Annotated in this window: 12 protein-coding genes; 4 read left to right on the top strand and 8 right to left on the bottom strand. The window is 59.4% G+C overall.

Features of this window, described 5'->3' with window-relative positions; all coding sequences use genetic code 11:
* Window positions 1-5: 5 nt before the first annotated feature.
* The 3 genes from F8N21_RS14100 to F8N21_RS14110 are packed head-to-tail and all read right to left on the bottom strand — an operon-like array spanning window position 6 to window position 2,894.
* The gene (locus F8N21_RS14100) at window positions 6-1,679 is read right to left on the bottom strand and encodes an intermembrane transport protein PqiB (protein WP_150642718.1); all 1,674 of its coding nucleotides are present in this window, start codon (window positions 1,677-1,679) and stop codon (window positions 6-8) included.
* Window positions 1,672-2,286, bottom strand: a complete 615-nt coding sequence (locus F8N21_RS14105; protein ID WP_150642719.1) for a paraquat-inducible protein A — start codon at window positions 2,284-2,286, stop codon at window positions 1,672-1,674. Before F8N21_RS14105 ends, F8N21_RS14100 begins: the two co-directional genes overlap by 8 nt.
* The gene (locus F8N21_RS14110) at window positions 2,283-2,894 is read right to left on the bottom strand and encodes a paraquat-inducible protein A (protein ID WP_150642720.1); all 612 of its coding nucleotides are present in this window, start codon (window positions 2,892-2,894) and stop codon (window positions 2,283-2,285) included. Before F8N21_RS14110 ends, F8N21_RS14105 begins: the two co-directional genes overlap by 4 nt.
* A 504-nt stretch (window positions 2,895-3,398) precedes the next feature.
* Here F8N21_RS14110 and F8N21_RS14115 point away from each other — a divergent pair.
* Window positions 3,399-4,607 carry a serine hydrolase domain-containing protein gene (locus tag F8N21_RS14115; RefSeq protein WP_150642760.1) on the top strand — a complete coding sequence of 403 codons (1,209 nt, stop codon included), beginning with the start codon at window positions 3,399-3,401 and terminating at the stop codon, window positions 4,605-4,607.
* 176 nt (window positions 4,608-4,783) lie between these two features.
* Here the strand turns inward: F8N21_RS14115 and F8N21_RS14125 are convergent, their stop codons facing one another.
* Together F8N21_RS14125 and F8N21_RS14130 are read right to left on the bottom strand one after the other, a co-directional pair.
* Window positions 4,784-7,069: a helicase C-terminal domain-containing protein gene (locus F8N21_RS14125; RefSeq protein WP_150642721.1), complete on the bottom strand. Its 2,286-nt coding sequence runs from the start codon at window positions 7,067-7,069 to the stop codon at window positions 4,784-4,786.
* Entirely contained in the window at window positions 7,066-8,718 is a 1,653-nt protein-coding gene (locus F8N21_RS14130; RefSeq protein WP_150642722.1) for a VRR-NUC domain-containing protein, read from the bottom strand. Before F8N21_RS14130 ends, F8N21_RS14125 begins: the two co-directional genes overlap by 4 nt.
* Window positions 8,719-8,938: 220 nt before the next feature.
* Between F8N21_RS14130 and F8N21_RS14135 the strand changes: the two genes are divergently transcribed.
* On the top strand, window positions 8,939-9,163 hold the full coding sequence (locus tag F8N21_RS14135; RefSeq protein ID WP_150642723.1) for a YgdI/YgdR family lipoprotein: 225 nt from the start codon (window positions 8,939-8,941) through the stop codon (window positions 9,161-9,163).
* Window positions 9,164-9,675: 512 nt separating this feature from the next.
* On the opposite strand, the gene F8N21_RS14145 is transcribed toward F8N21_RS14135, so the two are convergent.
* Complete coding sequence (locus F8N21_RS14145; RefSeq protein ID WP_150642724.1) at window positions 9,676-10,134, bottom strand: REP-associated tyrosine transposase; 459 nt, start codon at window positions 10,132-10,134, stop codon at window positions 9,676-9,678.
* A gap of 311 nt (window positions 10,135-10,445) precedes the next feature.
* Between F8N21_RS14145 and F8N21_RS14150 the strand changes: the two genes are divergently transcribed.
* Window positions 10,446-10,718 (top strand): DUF1652 domain-containing protein, encoded by a 273-nt coding sequence (locus F8N21_RS14150; protein ID WP_150642725.1) that lies wholly within the window; start codon window positions 10,446-10,448, stop codon window positions 10,716-10,718.
* 133 nt (window positions 10,719-10,851) lie between these two features.
* Here the strand turns inward: F8N21_RS14150 and F8N21_RS14155 are convergent, their stop codons facing one another.
* A complete protein-coding gene (locus F8N21_RS14155; RefSeq protein ID WP_150642726.1) occupies window positions 10,852-13,326 on the bottom strand; it encodes a UvrD-helicase domain-containing protein in 2,475 nt (824 codons plus the stop codon).
* Between the two features lie 273 nt (window positions 13,327-13,599).
* Between F8N21_RS14155 and F8N21_RS14160 the strand changes: the two genes are divergently transcribed.
* Window positions 13,600-14,295, top strand: coding sequence for a pirin family protein (locus F8N21_RS14160; protein WP_150642727.1), 696 nt, complete (start codon window positions 13,600-13,602; stop codon window positions 14,293-14,295).
* A 263-nt stretch (window positions 14,296-14,558) separates the two neighbouring features.
* Here F8N21_RS14160 and pgm read toward each other — a convergent pair whose 3' ends face one another.
* Window positions 14,559-16,205, bottom strand: coding sequence for a phosphoglucomutase (alpha-D-glucose-1,6-bisphosphate-dependent) (pgm, locus tag F8N21_RS14165; RefSeq protein ID WP_150642728.1), 1,647 nt, complete (start codon window positions 16,203-16,205; stop codon window positions 14,559-14,561).
* Window positions 16,206-16,305 lie beyond the last annotated feature (100 nt).

The raw sequence follows: 16,305 nt of genomic DNA on the forward strand, positions 1-16,305 counted from the left end.
GGGGTTCATTCCTGGTCAATGTCTCGAGAGGATGAAGACGATGATTTATATCCATCGGGCTTGTTGTCTTTGATCCGTCCGCGAATCAGCGCCTCGGGATGCCGGCCCAGGAAGTCGGTCAGCACCCGCACCGAACGCGCGGTACGCTGGACCTCATCCATGGCCTGACCAAATTGCTGGCGCTGCGGTGAATCCTCGGAAAAGCTGTCATTGGCCGAAGCCACGGTCTTCTTGGCCTGTACCAGGGTATCGCGCATCTGCGGCAGCACTTCGCCATTGACCTGTTTGAGGGTCTTCTGCAGGTCGCCGAGGGTGCCATTGAGGTTGGCGGCAATCTGGTCGATCGGCAGCTTGCTGATCTTGTCGACGACGGCTTGCAGTTGCTCCTGAAGTTTATCCAGGCTGCCCGGTATCGTTGGAATCTCTATAGGTCGTGCCGCCACGTCGAAGTTCACCGGGGTGGCGTTCGGGACAAAATCCAGGGCGATGTAAAGTTGGCCGGTGATCAGGTTGCCGGTCCTGGCCTGGGCTCTGAGCCCCCGCGCGACGAACTGGCCCATTACTTGTACCGCCAGGTTTTCGTCGTTGACGTCGCGGTTCTTCAACATTTTTTCATGGGCCTTACCCAGCCTGCTGGGATAAATCACCGCGCCAATGATGGTGGGGAAGCTTTTCTTGACCTCGTCATAGTCCAGGTCAACCGATACCACCCGACCCAGGTTCACCCCGTGAAATTCCACCGGCGCATTGACCACCAGACCCCGCAAGGGCTGATCGAAGCGCATGCGGATGTAGCGTGCCTCGCCATCGGCCGGAGCCATGGCGGTTTGCTGGTCGTTGAACAGGGTGAACTGGGTGTTTTCTTCCGCGATCACGGGATTGGGGCTGTACTTGGGCTCAACGAACGCGATCCCGCCGGCCAGAATCGAGGCCAGCGACTCGGTGTTCACTTTCAGGCCGTCGGCGGCCAGGCTGACATCCACCCCGCTGGCGTTCCAGAATCGGCTGTCGCGGGTCACGAACCGGTCGTTCGGGGCATGGATAAAGATCTGCACCTCAACGCTTTTGCCGTCATCGGCGAGCTTATAGGACACCACTTCACCGACCGGAATACGTCGATAGTAGACGCTCGAGCCGATATCCAGCGAGCCGAGGTCGTCGGTTTTCAAACTGTAACGGGTGCCTTGCTCACCGTAGATAATCGAAGGCGGCGTTTCGAGGCCGACAAACTTTTTTTGCGGTTTGTTCGACTCGCTGGCATCGGCACCGATAAAGGACCCGGACAATAGCGTATCGATCCCCGAGATACCTTGGGCGCCGATACGCGGCCGCACGACCCAGAAGCGCGTATTTTCAGTAGCAAAGGATTTGGCGAATCCTTCGAGGTCGATGATCACGTCGACATGGCTTTGGTCCTCGCGCAAGGTAATCGAGGTCACCTTGCCGATGACCACGTTCTTGTATTTGACCTGGGTCTTGTTCGCCACCAGCCCTTCGGCCGTCAGGAAACTCACGGTAATCTGTGGTCCAGCCGTCCTGGCGTTATGGATCACCATGGACAACCCGACCAGGGCTGCGACAATCGGCACCAGCCATACCAGGGACACATTGAAACGTCGCCGCTTGACCTCGGGGGTACCTGGAGCCGGCGCGGCGGTGGAACTTGGATGATCAGGCATTTTCAACCTCTGCGTCCCAGATGAGCCGGGGATCAAAACTCATGGCAGCGAACATCGTCATAACCACCACCAGACCGAAAAATAGAATACCGATCCGCGGATCGATGGTACTGAGGGATTTGAATTGCACCAGGGCAGCGATTACGGCCACCACCAGCACGTCGAGCATCGACCAGTAACCGATCACTTCGATCAGTCGATAGAGCTTCGCCCGCTCGCGCATGGCCCAGCGACTGCGGCGCTGGCAGGTGATCAGCAACGTGCCGAGCACCAGGAATTTCATGCAGGGCACTGCCACGCTGGCAATAAAGATAACCAGCGCCAGGTCCCACTCGCCGGCGTTCCAGAACTCGACGATCCCGCTGAAGATGGTGTTTTCGCTGCCGCTGCCAAAGATGTCGGTGTACATCACCGGCAGCACGTTGGCCGGGATGTAGAAGACCAGGCTGGCCAGCAAAAATGCCCAGGTACGCGCAATGCTATTGGGTTTGCGTCGATGCAGGGGTGATTCGCAACGAGCACAGCTTGGGTCCGCCGCCGGGCAGACCTGGCCGCAGGTATGGCACAAGGTCAGATTCAACTGGCTGGCATAGGGCGGCATATTCATCGAATGACGTCCTCCAGGTCTTTCCACAGCCTGCGGATGCCTTTACCGGAAATCAGGATGATCAGCACGGTGAGCATGGCCAGCGCCCACAATCCCGTCCCCGGATGCACATCGAGCATGCCCGCCAGTTTGATGATGGCCACCAGAATGCCCAGCAAGCACACTTCGAGCATGCTCCAGGGCCGCAGGTGTTCCAGGGCGCGCATGCAGTTCTTGAATCCGGGAGCCGCGCGCCCGGCCAGGGCAAAGCCGAGCACCCAGCACGACAGGCAGATTTGCAGGAGTGGCGCGAGGATGATCGCCAGCCCCGTCACCGCCGCAATCACGCTGATCTCGCCTTGCGCCAGGGCTTGCACCGACTGCCACAGCGTCGCTTGATTACTCAGGCCTTGCAGGCTGATGGTCATGATCGGGAACGCGTTGGCGAACACGAACAACAGCGCGGCGCTGATGGACAGTGCCAGCAGTTGTTGAATGCTGAACGGGTCGGGGCGATCCAGAATGGCTGCGCAACGAATGCAACGAGCCGTCTGGGCCTTCGCCAGAGGGACTGCCTTGTACACCGAGTCGCAGTGCTCGCAGATGATCCAGGCAGGAGAAGATGTCATAGGCTCGACTGAGTCATAGGAAGATCCGTTTCTCGGGACTGCAGACTATCGTCTGATTCCAGGGGCGATTTACTCTGTGGAGTCTAGTGCGAGGCGGCTTTAACGCCAGTCAGGCGAGGAACAGCCAGATCCGGATTTTTGGTTGATTCGGAATCCACCCCTCACCCCAACCCTCTCCCCAAGGGGGAGAGGGAGCTGATCTTGAGTGTCTATCGAGTTGCTGCGACCTGTGAAACCAAGTCGATTAAGGATTCAGCCTAGTACTTTCAGGTCGCAGTACATCCGCAGAAACCCACATTCTGCCCCCTCGCCCCCTTGGGGCGGTCCGACGTTTCGGGAGGGTTGGGGTGAGGGGTGGATTTTGAGCCTGGTGGAGATCAACAACCCGGCAAGAGCTGAAGGCATGAACCGACTTGTCGAACGAAGACAGCGTGTTAGCCTCCAATGGCGCAAATAGCAGTAACCGAACAACAGAGAGTTGTCATGTTCAGTTTTATCAAAACCATGAATATTCCCGCCCAATGCCTTGCCGCCGTGACCGCCTTCTTCTGCGGTTCGCTGGCCAGCGCCGACACTGGTCAGCCCGAGCTGGCCGGGCGTCTCGACGGGGTGATCGAGCGCGCCGTCGCCGAGCAGCGGATCGTCGGTACTGTGGTGATAGTCCTTCGCGACGGTCAGGTGGTTTACCGCCGGGCCGCCGGTTTCGCCGATCGCGAGGCGGCCAGCCCGATGACCCAGGACACGATTTTCCGTCTCGCCTCCGTCACCAAACCGATAGTCTCGGCCGCAACCATGCGCCTGGTCGAGCAAGGCCGCTTGTCTCTGGATGATCGGGTCAGTCGCTGGCTGCCAGATTTTCGGCCCCAACTGGCCGACGGCAGCGAACCGGACATCCGCATCCGCCAGCTGCTCAACCATACAGCCGGCCTGAGTTATGGTTTGCTGGAAACCGAGCACGGGCCTTATCGCACCGCGGGGGTCTCGGATGGCCTGGCTGAACCGGATATCAGCCTTGAGGAAAACCTCAAGCGCATAACCAGCGTGCCTCTGAGCTATCCGCCGGGCACCCAGTGGCGGTATTCCATGGCTACCGATGTGTTGGGCGCGGTGTTGCAAAAAGTCACGGGGCAGAGCCTGCCGATGCTGGTCGAAGCGTTGGTCACCGGCCCGGCCGGCATGCGCGATACAGCGTTCTCGGTGGGCGATATCCAGCGCCTCTCGGCGGTGTACAGCGACGGCCATCCGGTGCCGATGCGAATGGCCGATGAGGCTGTGATCAAATCCGGCGAAAGCAGCACGCTGTTCTCCTTGAAACGGATTCTCGACCCTCAGGCCTACCCGTCAGGCGGTGCCGGCATGGCCGGGACCGCCGGGGATTTCAGCAGCTTTCTGGAAATCCTGCGCCAGGGCGGCGGGTCTATCCTGTCACCCGGTAGCGTGCAGTCGATGATGAGCGATAAGGTCGGGCCCCAGGCGCAGACCCAGGGGCCGGGTTGGGGCTTCGGTTACGGCTGGGCGGTGCTGGATGATCCGTCGCTGACGAAAACCCCACAGTCCAAGGGCACGATTCAGTGGGGCGGTGCCTATGGTCACAGCTGGTTTGTCGATCCGCTGGCGAAGCTGACCGTGGTGGCCCTGACCAATACCGCGTTCGAAGGCATGTCCGGGGCGTTTACGCGGGAGATTCGAGATGCGGTGTATCCGGCGCAATGAGGGGGCTCAATGCGAGTCAGTGAAAGCGTTACGCGAACCGTCGTAGCAGCTGCCGAGCCTGCGAGGCTGCGTTCGGCCGCGCAGCGGTCGTAAAATCAGGCACTGCGGTATTCCAGACACACCGTGGAAGCAGAATTTACGACTGCTGCGCAGCCGAACGCAGCCTTCGGCAGCTGCTACGGGGAATGTGCGGAGTCAGCCGCGAATTGTCTGACTGACCACCACCGTGGCAGCAATTGCTGCACCCTGGCTTGCGCAAAGCGGTCGTCGATCAACATCACCACGCCGCGGTCTTGCTGGGTACGGATCACCCTGCCGGCGGCCTGCACCACCTTCTGGACACCAGGAAACAGGTAGGTGTAGTCATAACCGGCGCCGAAGATCGCGGCCATGCGCTGTTTCAGCTGCTCGTTTACCGGGTTCAGCTGGGCTAGCCCCAAGGTGGCGATAAAGGCGCCGATCAAGCGTGCGCCGGGCAAGTCGATGCCTTCGCCAAACGCCCCGCCGAGCACCGCAAAGCCGACACCCTGGCTGCTGGTGGTGAATTGCTCGAGAAAGGCCTGACGTTGCCCTTCGTCCATGCCCCGCGATTGTGACCACAGCTTGATATACGGGTATTTCTCGGCCAGCAACTGCTCCACCTGCTGCAAATAATCGAAGCTGCTGAAGAACGCCAGGTAGTTGCCCGGACGCTGTTCAAACTGCGCGGCGATCAATTCGACGATGGGCGCCAGCGATGCCTGGCGATGCACGAAACGGGTGGAGATCCGGCTGACGATATGCACATCCAGTTGGTCAGCGCTGAACGGTGACTCGACATCCACCCAGACGGTGTCAGTCGGCAGCCCGAGTAAATCCCCATAGTAGTGCCGAGGGGTCAGGGTCGCGGAAAACAGCACGCTGCTGCGAGCCGCCGCCAGCCTGGGGCGGATGAAACCGGCGGGCACCACGTTGCGCAGGCACAACTGCGAGACACTGCGTTTGGTGCTCAACTCACGCTTGCTGATATCGAACAGGAACTGCTCATCGAACAGCTCGGCGACCCGGGAAAACTGCAGCGCCTCGAAATAGAAACCCTGCAGCGCACTGTCCAGCCCCTGGGGATGGTCGTTGAGGTAATCACCGAAGGCGGCGATGCACAGCGACAGCGCCTGCAGCAGTTTTTCCGGAGTCCGGGCGTAGGCCTGATAGGGCCGGATCTGCTCTTTGTGCAGGGCATTCCATTCACGGTTCAAGCGCTGCAAGGACTTCTTCAACGGGTCTGGCGCGCTGTGGCGCACGCTGTTCAAGGTCGATTGATCAAGGCTCGCGCTGTACATCTGCCGACCGCGCTCGACCAGGTTATGGGCCTCGTCGACCAGTACCGCGACCCGCCACTGGTTGAGTTGCGCCAGCCCGAACAGCAAGGCGCTGAAGTCGAAATAGTAGTTGTAGTCGGCCACCACCACATCAGCCCAGCGGGCCATTTCCTGGCTCAGGTAATAGGGGCAGACCTCATGCTTGAGGGCGATTTGCCGCAGCCTGGCTTGATCCCAGACCTTAGATTGAGTGGCCTCCTGGCGGGCCGCCGGCAGACGATCATAAAAGCCCTTGGCCAAGGGGCAGGATTCACCGTGGCAGGCTTTGTCCAGGTGCTCGCAGGCCTTGTCCCGCGCCACCAGCTCGAGCACCCGCAATGGCAGCTGCGGCGCGCTGTCGTGGATCACCCGGGCGGCATCGAGGGCGAGTTGCCGGCCCGGAGTCTTGGCGGTGAGGAAAAACACCTTGTCCAGTTGCTGCGGTACCAGCGCCTTGAGCATCGGAAACAGCGTACCCACGGTCTTGCCAATGCCGGTTGGCGCCTGGGCCATCAGGCAGCGGCCGGTACTCACCGCCTTGAACACCGATTCCGCCAGGTGGCGTTGGCCCGGGCGAAAGTCAGGGTGAGGAAAACGCAATAGCTGCGCCGCCTGATTACGCGCCTCGCGATGGGCCATTTCCTGCTCGGCCCACTGCAAGAACAGGCTGCAATGGCGATTGAAGAACGGCTCCAGATCCGCAGCGCTCCAGGCTTCCACCAGCCGGGTTTCCTTTTCGCTGACGATATCGAAATACACCAGCGCCAGGCTGATTTCGGGCAGCTGCAATTGCTGGCACATCAACCAGCCATAGATTTTCGCCTGAGCCCAGTGCAGCTGACGATGATTGGCCGGCATGGCGTTCAGGTCGCCGCGATAAGTTTTCACTTCTTCGAGCTGGTTCTGGCCGGGGTCGTAGCCGTCCGCCCTGCCCCTGACCCGCAATTGCCGGAACTGGCCCTCGAGCGCGACTTCGGTTTGATAACCCGGGTTACGTCGCGAGGCGACGGTGCGGTGACCGACGATGCCTTCCAGCGCCGTCGGCGACGGGGTAAAGCGCAAGTCGAGATCACCGACCTTGGCGGTGAACTCGCACAAGGCACGTACCGCGATGCTGTAGTTCACGTGCCCTGCTCCGCCCATTGCACATAACAGACGGCCACCGGCATCTGATGTTGCTGACAGAAATCCAGCCAGCGCAATTGGTTGTCCTGCAGCCGATCCCCCGGGCCTTTGACTTCGATCATGCGGTAGGTTTTCTGCCGCGGCCAGAACTGGATCAGGTCCGGCATGCCGGCGCGGTTGGCCTTGATGTCCAGCAGCAAGCGATTGAACCAGTGCTTGAGGTGTTCGGCCGGCAGGCAATCGAGGGCCTGCTCGAGCAAGTCCTCGGTCAAGACGCCCCAGAACACGAATGGCGACTGCACGCCCCACTTGGCTACGTAACGCTGGCGGATGGTCTCGAGATAACGCCCGTCGTCCAGTTCCGCCAGGCAGGCCCGGAACAGCTCGGCGCGCCGCGCATGAAAGTCCTCGTTGAGCAGGTCCACCGGTCCGCGCTGGAACGGGTGAAAAAACGCCCCGGGCAACGGCGCAAAGATCGCCGGCCAGCACAGCAGCCCGAACAGCGAATTGATCAGGCCGTTCTCGACATAGTGCACCGGTGCCTGGGCGTCATCGAGGTGGGCCTGGACATGCAGTTCGACCGACAACGCCGGGTCGGTTCTTGGCAGGTTGAGATCCAGGCGCAACATATCCCGCGCCACCGTTCGCGGCATGGCCGGGCCACCGAGCTTGCGCCGCAGCCTTGGCAGGACACGCAGCAGTTGCTGTTGCTCGGCGGCGCTTTCCGGGAACTGTCCGGCGTGGCTGGCCAGCTCCATTGCCAGCGGATACTTGCCGCTGCGCTCAAGCACCCGGATCAAACGCAGCCTGGCGCCGGGATAAGCGCAGGTGCGATAGATGGCCAGCGCCGCCGGCAACTCGTCGATTCGTTCGCAGTGCTGACCGAGCTGGAACAACAGTCTGGCGCGACGCCGCTCAAGCCAGGGGTTGTCGGTCTGCAGCGCATTGATCTGCTCAAGCACTTCGCTCACTGATTCGCCGGCCTCGAAGCATTCCTGGCAGTGCTGCAGGTACACAAAGCCATCCACGTCGTCCCGGCTGCGCAAGCCACGGGATTCGGCGCAAAACTCGACTTTTTCGTAGGTAAAGATCCCCAGGTCCGCCAGCACGAACTCCGACCAGTCCTGGTAGAGGTTGCCAAAGAACATCAACCGCAGCCGGTCGCACAGGCCCATGATGGTCAGGGTAAACAGCCGGTCGTCCAGGGTCGGACACCATTGCTTGAAGGTTTGGATTTCGCTGAACTGCCCGCTCAGGCAGGCAAGCCATGCGGTTTTTTTCGCCTTGGGCTGATCGATCGCGAAGTTGAAGCACTGGAGTATTTCCTGTTTCAACAGCACATCGCACAGCTCTTCAATGCTCAGCAGCGCCTGCTCATCAACCCAGCCCAGCCGCAGCAAGGGTTCGACCGCAGGCAAAATCTCGCCAATTTCCTGATAACACAGTTTGCCGGCGCGAAACCGCAGGCCCTTGCGCATCACCATTCTGACCAGCAATGCCTGGGAGGCTTGGGGAAGATGCCTGAAGTCGAGCATGAACTGCTGCTCTTGCGCGCTCAGCATATCGGCGTAACGTTGCGCAAGCCAATCAAGCACTTGCACGAAGTTGTCAAGGTAATAGAAAGGATTGTCGAGCGGGTTGGAAGTCACGGATCTAGCGCGCCACGGTAGCTGGATACTGGTTATGCGTACAGATAGCAGCTCAAGCCCCGGGCTTGCAAACGGTATTGGATAAGCGGCTGAATCAGCGGCTTTTTTCTTTCGGGCAGAGAACTTTCGCTCAGCTGACTACACAAAAGGCCATCAGCCTTTTATACATGATTCGCTTCAGCCGAAGCGGTCGAATGATCTTTCAAGGAGAGTTTTGTCCATGAACATCAAAATACTGGGTTTTCCTCTGGCGGTAGCAGCGCTTCTGGCATTGGCCGGTTGCGCTTCGCCGACAATAGTGACGATGCAGGATGGCACTCAGTACCTGACCAAGGATGCACCGAAAACCAAGACCAAAGACGGTTTCTACGAGTTCGAAGACATATCCGGCAGGAAGGTCAAGGTCAACGCGGATGATGTCGCTACTGTGCGCGAGGAAGACTGAAATCTGGCTCCGCACATTCCTCCGTAGCAGGCGGCTTAGCCTGCATCCGGCTACGCATGGAGTGCCTTCGTAGCGTGGGATATGCGCATGACACGCGTTCCGTAGCAGCTGGCGAAGCCTGCGTCCGGCCGCGCAGCGGTCGTAAAACCAGACAGCGCGGTGTTTCAGGCGGATCGTGCAAGCAGACTTTACGACTGCTGCGCAGCCGAACGCAGCCTGGCGGCAGCTGCTACGGAGTATGCGCATGGCGTGCGGTATGCGCATGGCGTGCCTTTCGTAGCAGCTGGCGAAGCCTGCGTCCGGCCGCGCAGCGGTCGTAAAACCAGACAGCGCGGTGTTTCAGGCGGATCGTGCAAGCAGGCTTTACGACTGCTGCGCAGCCGAACGCAGCCTGGCGGCAGCTGCTACGGAGTATGCGCATGGCGTGCGGTATGCGCATGGCGTGCCTTCGTAGCAGCTGGCGAAGCCTGCGTCCGGCCGCGCAGCGGTCGTAAAATCAGACACTTCAGGTATCAAAGCCAGCACGCATCCCACAATGGATAATCGTGAACACGCTTGACCAGGCCTGCTCGAAGGGGATTGCAGACAACGTAACGGGCAAGATCTTTTACATCCTCATCCTGACGCGCTGCACGGTCGTGATAACCCTTTTGCCATAAGCGCCCTCGCCGCCCCATTGCTTGATTCACCGTCAAACTGCTGCGCGATTTTACCCGACACATCAGCTCGGCCAGCGTCCTTCCTCTAAGCTGGAGCAACCAATGAAAATGATCTGGCATCACCACCCAAGCCAATGAATCTGCCCAGTCGTCTTCCTGCGCAAGCCGAAACTGCTCCACCACCAACCGTCCCAGACGCCAATCGGCAAAAACCGGCTGACGCTGATGAACAACTACGCTCAGCAGATAGATTCGCCCCACCTCTGAAACACGGCCAATCCGCAGCCGCTCCGCATTTGTCGAAACAGGCATTCCCTTGCCTCCTAACATACAGACAGGAGGCAAAGAAATTACACCGCTGACAACTGCTTTAGAGACCGAACACTTGAGGAAATGTTACCTATCAACTCCCCCTACGAAATGGCGACTGGGATCGGCCTATTGATCGCTCAAACATGACTTGCGTCATAGTTTCTCAAGGCAATCGCCAAACGGCCTGAAAAAATCCTCCTGCTTCTCGCCAGCGATGCTACTTTTAACAGCTCTACAGGTTGGACCAGTGAAGGCCCTTCCGTTCCTACCGCGAGTTTAAGGAAGTGCTCAATGAACAAGGTGGGCAACATATGAATAAAGTCTTTTCCAAGGTCACCTTTCCCAATGCCTGCCAGCTCATGCGCTGGCATTTTCATCCAATGGGCTTCGAGGCCAGCATGGATGCACCCGGCAGCATGATCGCCCGGTTATTCGATCGCGCCAGCGGCGAAACCATGATTGCCATTGCCGGTATCCCTTGCGCCACGGTAATGAACGCCGCCGATGTCGAACGAATAATCGAAGCGGTAGAAGACGAACTTGAATCCTTTATCCCACCCATGGGCTTGAGAAGTTTCGGTTAACCATTGCAATCCTGACAAAGAGCCCACATTTCGTGGGCTTTTTGCTGGATGGTAGGAGCTGCCGCAGGCTGCGATCTTTTGATCTTGATCTTCGGCGGTCTTCAAATCGCCAAAAGATCGCAGCCTGCGGCTCCTACGCCTGGACCTTCATCCCGCGCTGATCGGCGAAGAACGCCTTGTCCTTGGCAATCCGGTCGGAGGCCTTGGGCACATTGGCCGCCTGGGCATCCTGACTATCGACATACCAGTAGCAATGCTTGACCGCGCGAGTGATGCCGACGTACGCCAGGCGCAGGATTTCGTCTTTCTGGGCACTGTCATAAGGTTCTGCATCGCCATCCCTGGCCAGCCCGGCCATTCGATAGACCTGGTTCTTGTAAGGTGAACGGGTCAGATGCTGACAATCGCCCAGCAGGAAAACCGCATCAGCCTGCAAGCCTTTGGAGCTGTGGTAAGTCAGCTGTTTCAGCCGTCGCTCTTCAAGCGGCAACCTAGAATCCACATTAACTACAGACTGAATATGCTCTTCTATCAATAACTTATCGCTGCTTTTTCGAAACAACATCAAGATCGAATCACCGTTTCGGTAGTGTTCGATCAGGCGTTTGGCCAGCCCTTGGTCGTCGCGATCCATGACGTTTACCGGCAGCAACGCCTTGGGTTCGCCGCTGGCCCTGGCCTTTTTCCCGGCAATCGCCGGCGCAGCGCGGACGATATGCTCTGCCGCATCAATGATGTGCTGATGGCTGCGGTAGTTGTCGCTGAGCATGACCCGGGTGGTAGCGGGTGACGGGAATTCCTTGTTGAACTCCATGAAATATTTCGGCGAACTGCCGCGCCAGCCATAGATCGATTGCCAGTCATCGCCCACGCACAGCAGCGATGACCGCTGGGCGCCCCGGCCGACATGCATGGCCGGGCCGCGGCTGCGGATTTCCCGCAGGCTGGCGCGGATCCAGGAGACGATTTGCGGCGAAACGTCCTGGAACTCGTCAATCATCAAGTGCGACAAGGGTCTGAGCAGCTGATCACTCAGCAACTTGAGGTTTTCCGGCGAATGCTCGCTGAACAAGGCGAACATACGGTTATAGGTCATGATCGGTGGCGATTGATCGAGCAAGTGATCTTCCAGCGCGCGCCAGTACAGGCTCAGGGCTTCGAAGAAGTAACGATCAGGATCGTCCTTGGCAAAGCTCATCTGGCCGACCGCAGCGGGTACATCCAGCCCCAGGTTCTCGATAAAACTGGCAGCGGCGACAAAACAATCCAGCAGCGGCGCGGAACTCAGCTCGCCCTTGACCTTGTAATCGAAACCCGGACCGGCGCTGGCATCCCCCGCCAGAGAGGCTACAACCCGCTTCGCCGACTCATAACTATCAAGCCATATCAAAGGCTTACGACAGAAAGCTTGAAACAGTGTGCGCTTGACCGCCCACTCCGCGCGGACCGACAACTTGGCTCCCGGCCGGCTGATCTGCGCGTTCTCGCGGGGATCGAAACCCAATACCACCCAGGCATCCAGCTCGGCAATGTAGCCGTGGCAGTGGAATGAGGCGCCATTGATCTCGAACGTCTGGCGGTTGGGCTCGATACCCTTGATCGGCCAGGCACCCGCGCGAAACCACAGGTCTTCGAGGGTGTCACAGAGTTCTTCGTCGCGTTTGGCCGCAAGCTCGGTCACCGCCATGCGCTTTTGCACGTCCGGGTGATCACGCTCCAATTCCTTGAGTTGCAAGGCGTGCCGGGACAGCGGTTTGATCAGTTCGCGCAAACGTTCATCGCGGGTATGCAAGGCGTGGTAACAGGCATTCAGTTGCTGACGCTGGGCGTCGTTGATCCGCAGGTCGAACGGATTGCTGTCAGCGACGTCATCACCTTGCGGGGAACGGCCGTTGAGGTTCTCGAACGCCTGCAACTGAGCGAACCCCGGCAGGCTGCGAACCATGGGCAGGATTCTGGAGTGGAAGGTTCGCACCACCTCCCGGGCATCCTTGAGACTGAGTGTGCGACCCCAGAGGGCAAACATCTCTACCAGCTTGTTGATGAAGTCCTTGCGCGACTCGCGTGTGAAGGTCACCACGGTCAACGAGTCCAACTCAAACCCCAGGTAATGGGTCAGCAATAGAATGCGCAGCACCAGCGAGGTCGACTTGCCCGCCCCCGCGCCGGCAATCACCGAGGTCGAGGGGGTATCGCTGAAGATCATCTTCCACTGGGCCGCACTGGGCTGCGCTGGTGGTGGGAGCAATCGGGCGACATCGGCCTTGATGCGTTTCTTCAACTCGGCACTGAGGGGCAGGCGCCAGTCGTCGAACAGGTTGTCATCGATACCCGGTGCCGGGTGCTCGGTGCAGCGCGAGTCGCGAATCAGCAGGACCTGGCGACCTTCCTCGAGGCCTTCGAGCTTGCCTTCTTTATAGCCGTAATCCACGCCGGCGCTATGTCCGCTGCGAAAGCCGTCCGCCTGACCATGCAGCCAGGACGCGCGATGCTGGGCGCGCAGACGAGTCAGGCCATGACCGAAGAACCGGGCGGCCAGCCGCTTGAGCAGCGGCATTTCGGCCAGTGGTAGCAGCTCGGGGGGCAGATCGGGGGTGTGTTGCGGCACGCTGACTCCAGGGTGTGAGGCTGTTGAGCCTATGGTCGCTGCATTTGCCCATGACTTCTAGTGAAATGCTTATCTGTCATTGGCTTAAGCGATGAACTGAATGCTGAGCGGTAGATTTTCGGCACTAAACCAATCAACTAATTAGATTGGTTTGAGGAATTTTTTCCGCTTTTTATCGATATTGGCTTATTGGATGATGCTCGCCATCAACCACGGGTTTAGTTTTGCGGCTCAAGCGTTAAGCCCCATGACGAACCTTTACCGGAGACGATCATGCTTGAACTCAGACCTTTCAAATCCCTGGGCGGCGCGCACCATGGCTGGCTGGATGCCCATCACCACTTTTCGTTCGCCGAATACCATGACCCCAAGCGCATGAACTGGGGCAACCTGCGAGTCTGGAACGATGACGTGATTGCCCCCGGCACCGGTTTCCCAAAACACCCGCACCGTGACATGGAAATCATCACCTACGTTCGCGAAGGTGCGATTACCCACGAAGACAATCTGGGCAACAAAGGTCGCACCGAAGCCGGTGATGTTCAGGTAATGAGTGCCGGGACCGGGATCGCTCATAGTGAGTACAACCTGGAATCGACCGAGACCCGAATCTTCCAGATCTGGATCATCCCGAACGAGGCCGGCTCGGCACCATCCTGGGGGGCCAAGCCATTTCCCAAGGGGCAGCGCGAAGGTTTTGTAACCCTGGCCAGCGGCAAGGCCGGCGACGATCAAAGCCTGCGGATACGCGCCGATGCGCGGCTGGTGGCGGCCAACCTGAAAGCCGGTGAAAGTGCCGAGTACCGCCTGGACAGTGGTCGTCGGGCGTACCTGGTGCCAGCCACCGGCCTCATTGAAGTCAATGGCTTGCGCGCAGAAGCTCGAGACGGGGTTGCGGTGGAACATGAGCAGGTGCTGCGAGTGACGGCCATCGAAGACAGTGAAATCGTCCTGGTGGATCTGGCTTGATCCTTTAAATGCGGGACGAAAAAAAAGGGCGACCGGTTGGGTCGCCCCTTTTTCGTTTAGGCTGGAATCTCTATTGACTGTGCCGCCGCCTTCGCGCAAACAGCATATTCCCCCGTAGCAGCTGGCGAAGCCTGCGTTCGGCTGCGCAGCAGTCGTAAATCCTGCTTCCACGGTGTGTCTGAAGTACCGCAGCGTTTGATTTTACGACTGCTGCGCAGCCGAACGCAGCCTTCGGCAGCTGCTACGGACCGCGTGGCCCTCAATCATTTCACCGCAATTGCACCATCCACCAATACCTGAGCTTCGGCCACCAGCTGCTTGAGGTGTTCCTCGCCAATAAAGCTTTCAGCATAAATCTTGTAGATGTCTTCAGTGCCCGAAGGCCGCGCCGCGAACCAGCCGTTCTCGGTCATGACTTTCAGGCCACCGATGGCCTGGTCGTTGCCGGGGGCATGGCTGAGGATGCTCTGAATGGTTTCGCCAGCCAATTGCGTCGACTTGACCTGCTCCGGCGACAGTTTGCCGAGCAAGGCTTTTTGCGCGGGCGTGGCCTTGGCATCGACGCGCACCGCGAAAGGTTCACCCAGCTCATCGGTCAAGGCCCGATAGATCTGGCCAGGGTCGCGGCCGGTACGAGCGGTCATCTCTGCCGCCAACAGCGCCGGGATCAGGCCATCCTTGTCGGTGCTCCAGACGCCGCCGTCCTTGCGCAGGAACGAGGCGCCGGCGCTTTCTTCACCGCCGAAGCCCAGGGAACCGTCGAACAGACCATCGGCAAACCATTTGAAACCCACCGGCACTTCATACAGTCGGCGGTCCAGACGTTTGGCGACTCGGTCGATCAAACCGCTGCTGACCACGGTCTTGCCCACGGCAGCATCGGCCCGCCATTGCGGACGATTCTGGAACAGGTAGTCGATGGACACCGCCAGATAGTTGTTCGGCGCCAGCAAGCCGCCGGACGGGGTGACGATACCGTGGCGATCATGGTCCGGATCACAGCCGAATGCCACGTCGAAACGGTCCTTGAGGCCGATCAGGCCTTGCATGGCGTAACTGGAAGAGGGGTCCATGCGGATCTGCCCGTCCCAGTCCACGCACATGAAGCGGAACGTCGGATCAACCTGGGTGTTGACCACTTCCAGATCCAGGCGGTAATGCTCGGCAATCGCCGACCAGTAGCGCACCCCTGCTCCGCCCAGCGGGTCGACGCCCAGATGCAGCTTGGCGCCACGGATAACGTCCAGGTCGATCACATTGATCAGGTCGGCAACGTAGGTATTGAGGTAGTCGTGACGATGGGTAGTGCTGGCCTTGAGTGCCTGCTCGTAGCTGATGCGCTTGACGCCCGCGAGCTTGTTGGCCAGCAGTTCATTGGCCTTGGCTTCGATCCACTTGGTGATGTGGGTATCGGCCGGCCCGCCATTGGGCGGGTTGTACTTGTAGCCACCGCTTTGCGGCGGGTTATGGGAAGGCGTGATAACGATGCCGTCGGCCAGCCCTGAGGTGCGGCCGCGGTTGTAGCACAGAATGGCGTGGGAAATCGCCGGCGTCGGGGTGTATTCGTCGCCTTCGGCGATCATCACCGTCACCCCGTTTGCCGCGAGCACCTCCAGCGCGCTGGTGCCGGCGGGCGTCGACAGCGCGTGGGTATCGATCCCGACAAACAGTGGACCATCAATACCTTGGGCTTCGCGATACAGACAGATAGCCTGGCTGATGGCCAGCACATGCCATTCATTGAAGCTCGAGTCGAAGGAGCTGCCGCGGTGTCCCGAAGTGCCAAAAGCCACCCGCTGGGTGGAGACTGCCGCATCCGGTTGATGGGTGTAATAGGCCGTCACCAGTCGCGGGATATCGACCAACAATTCTACCGGTGCCGGTTTGCCCGCAAAAGGACTGATTGTCATGCAAAACCTCTGGATAGGGTGGTTCATGGATAGGCAAGCAGTTTACTGGCACTTTGACCGCAGTGCGACGCTATCTATCCCGCCGACAGGATTTGTCAGC

It is taken from the genome of Pseudomonas fluorescens (genome assembly GCF_902497895.1).
In the GTDB taxonomy this organism is placed as follows: Bacteria; Pseudomonadota; Gammaproteobacteria; order Pseudomonadales; family Pseudomonadaceae; genus Aquipseudomonas; species Aquipseudomonas fluorescens_BP.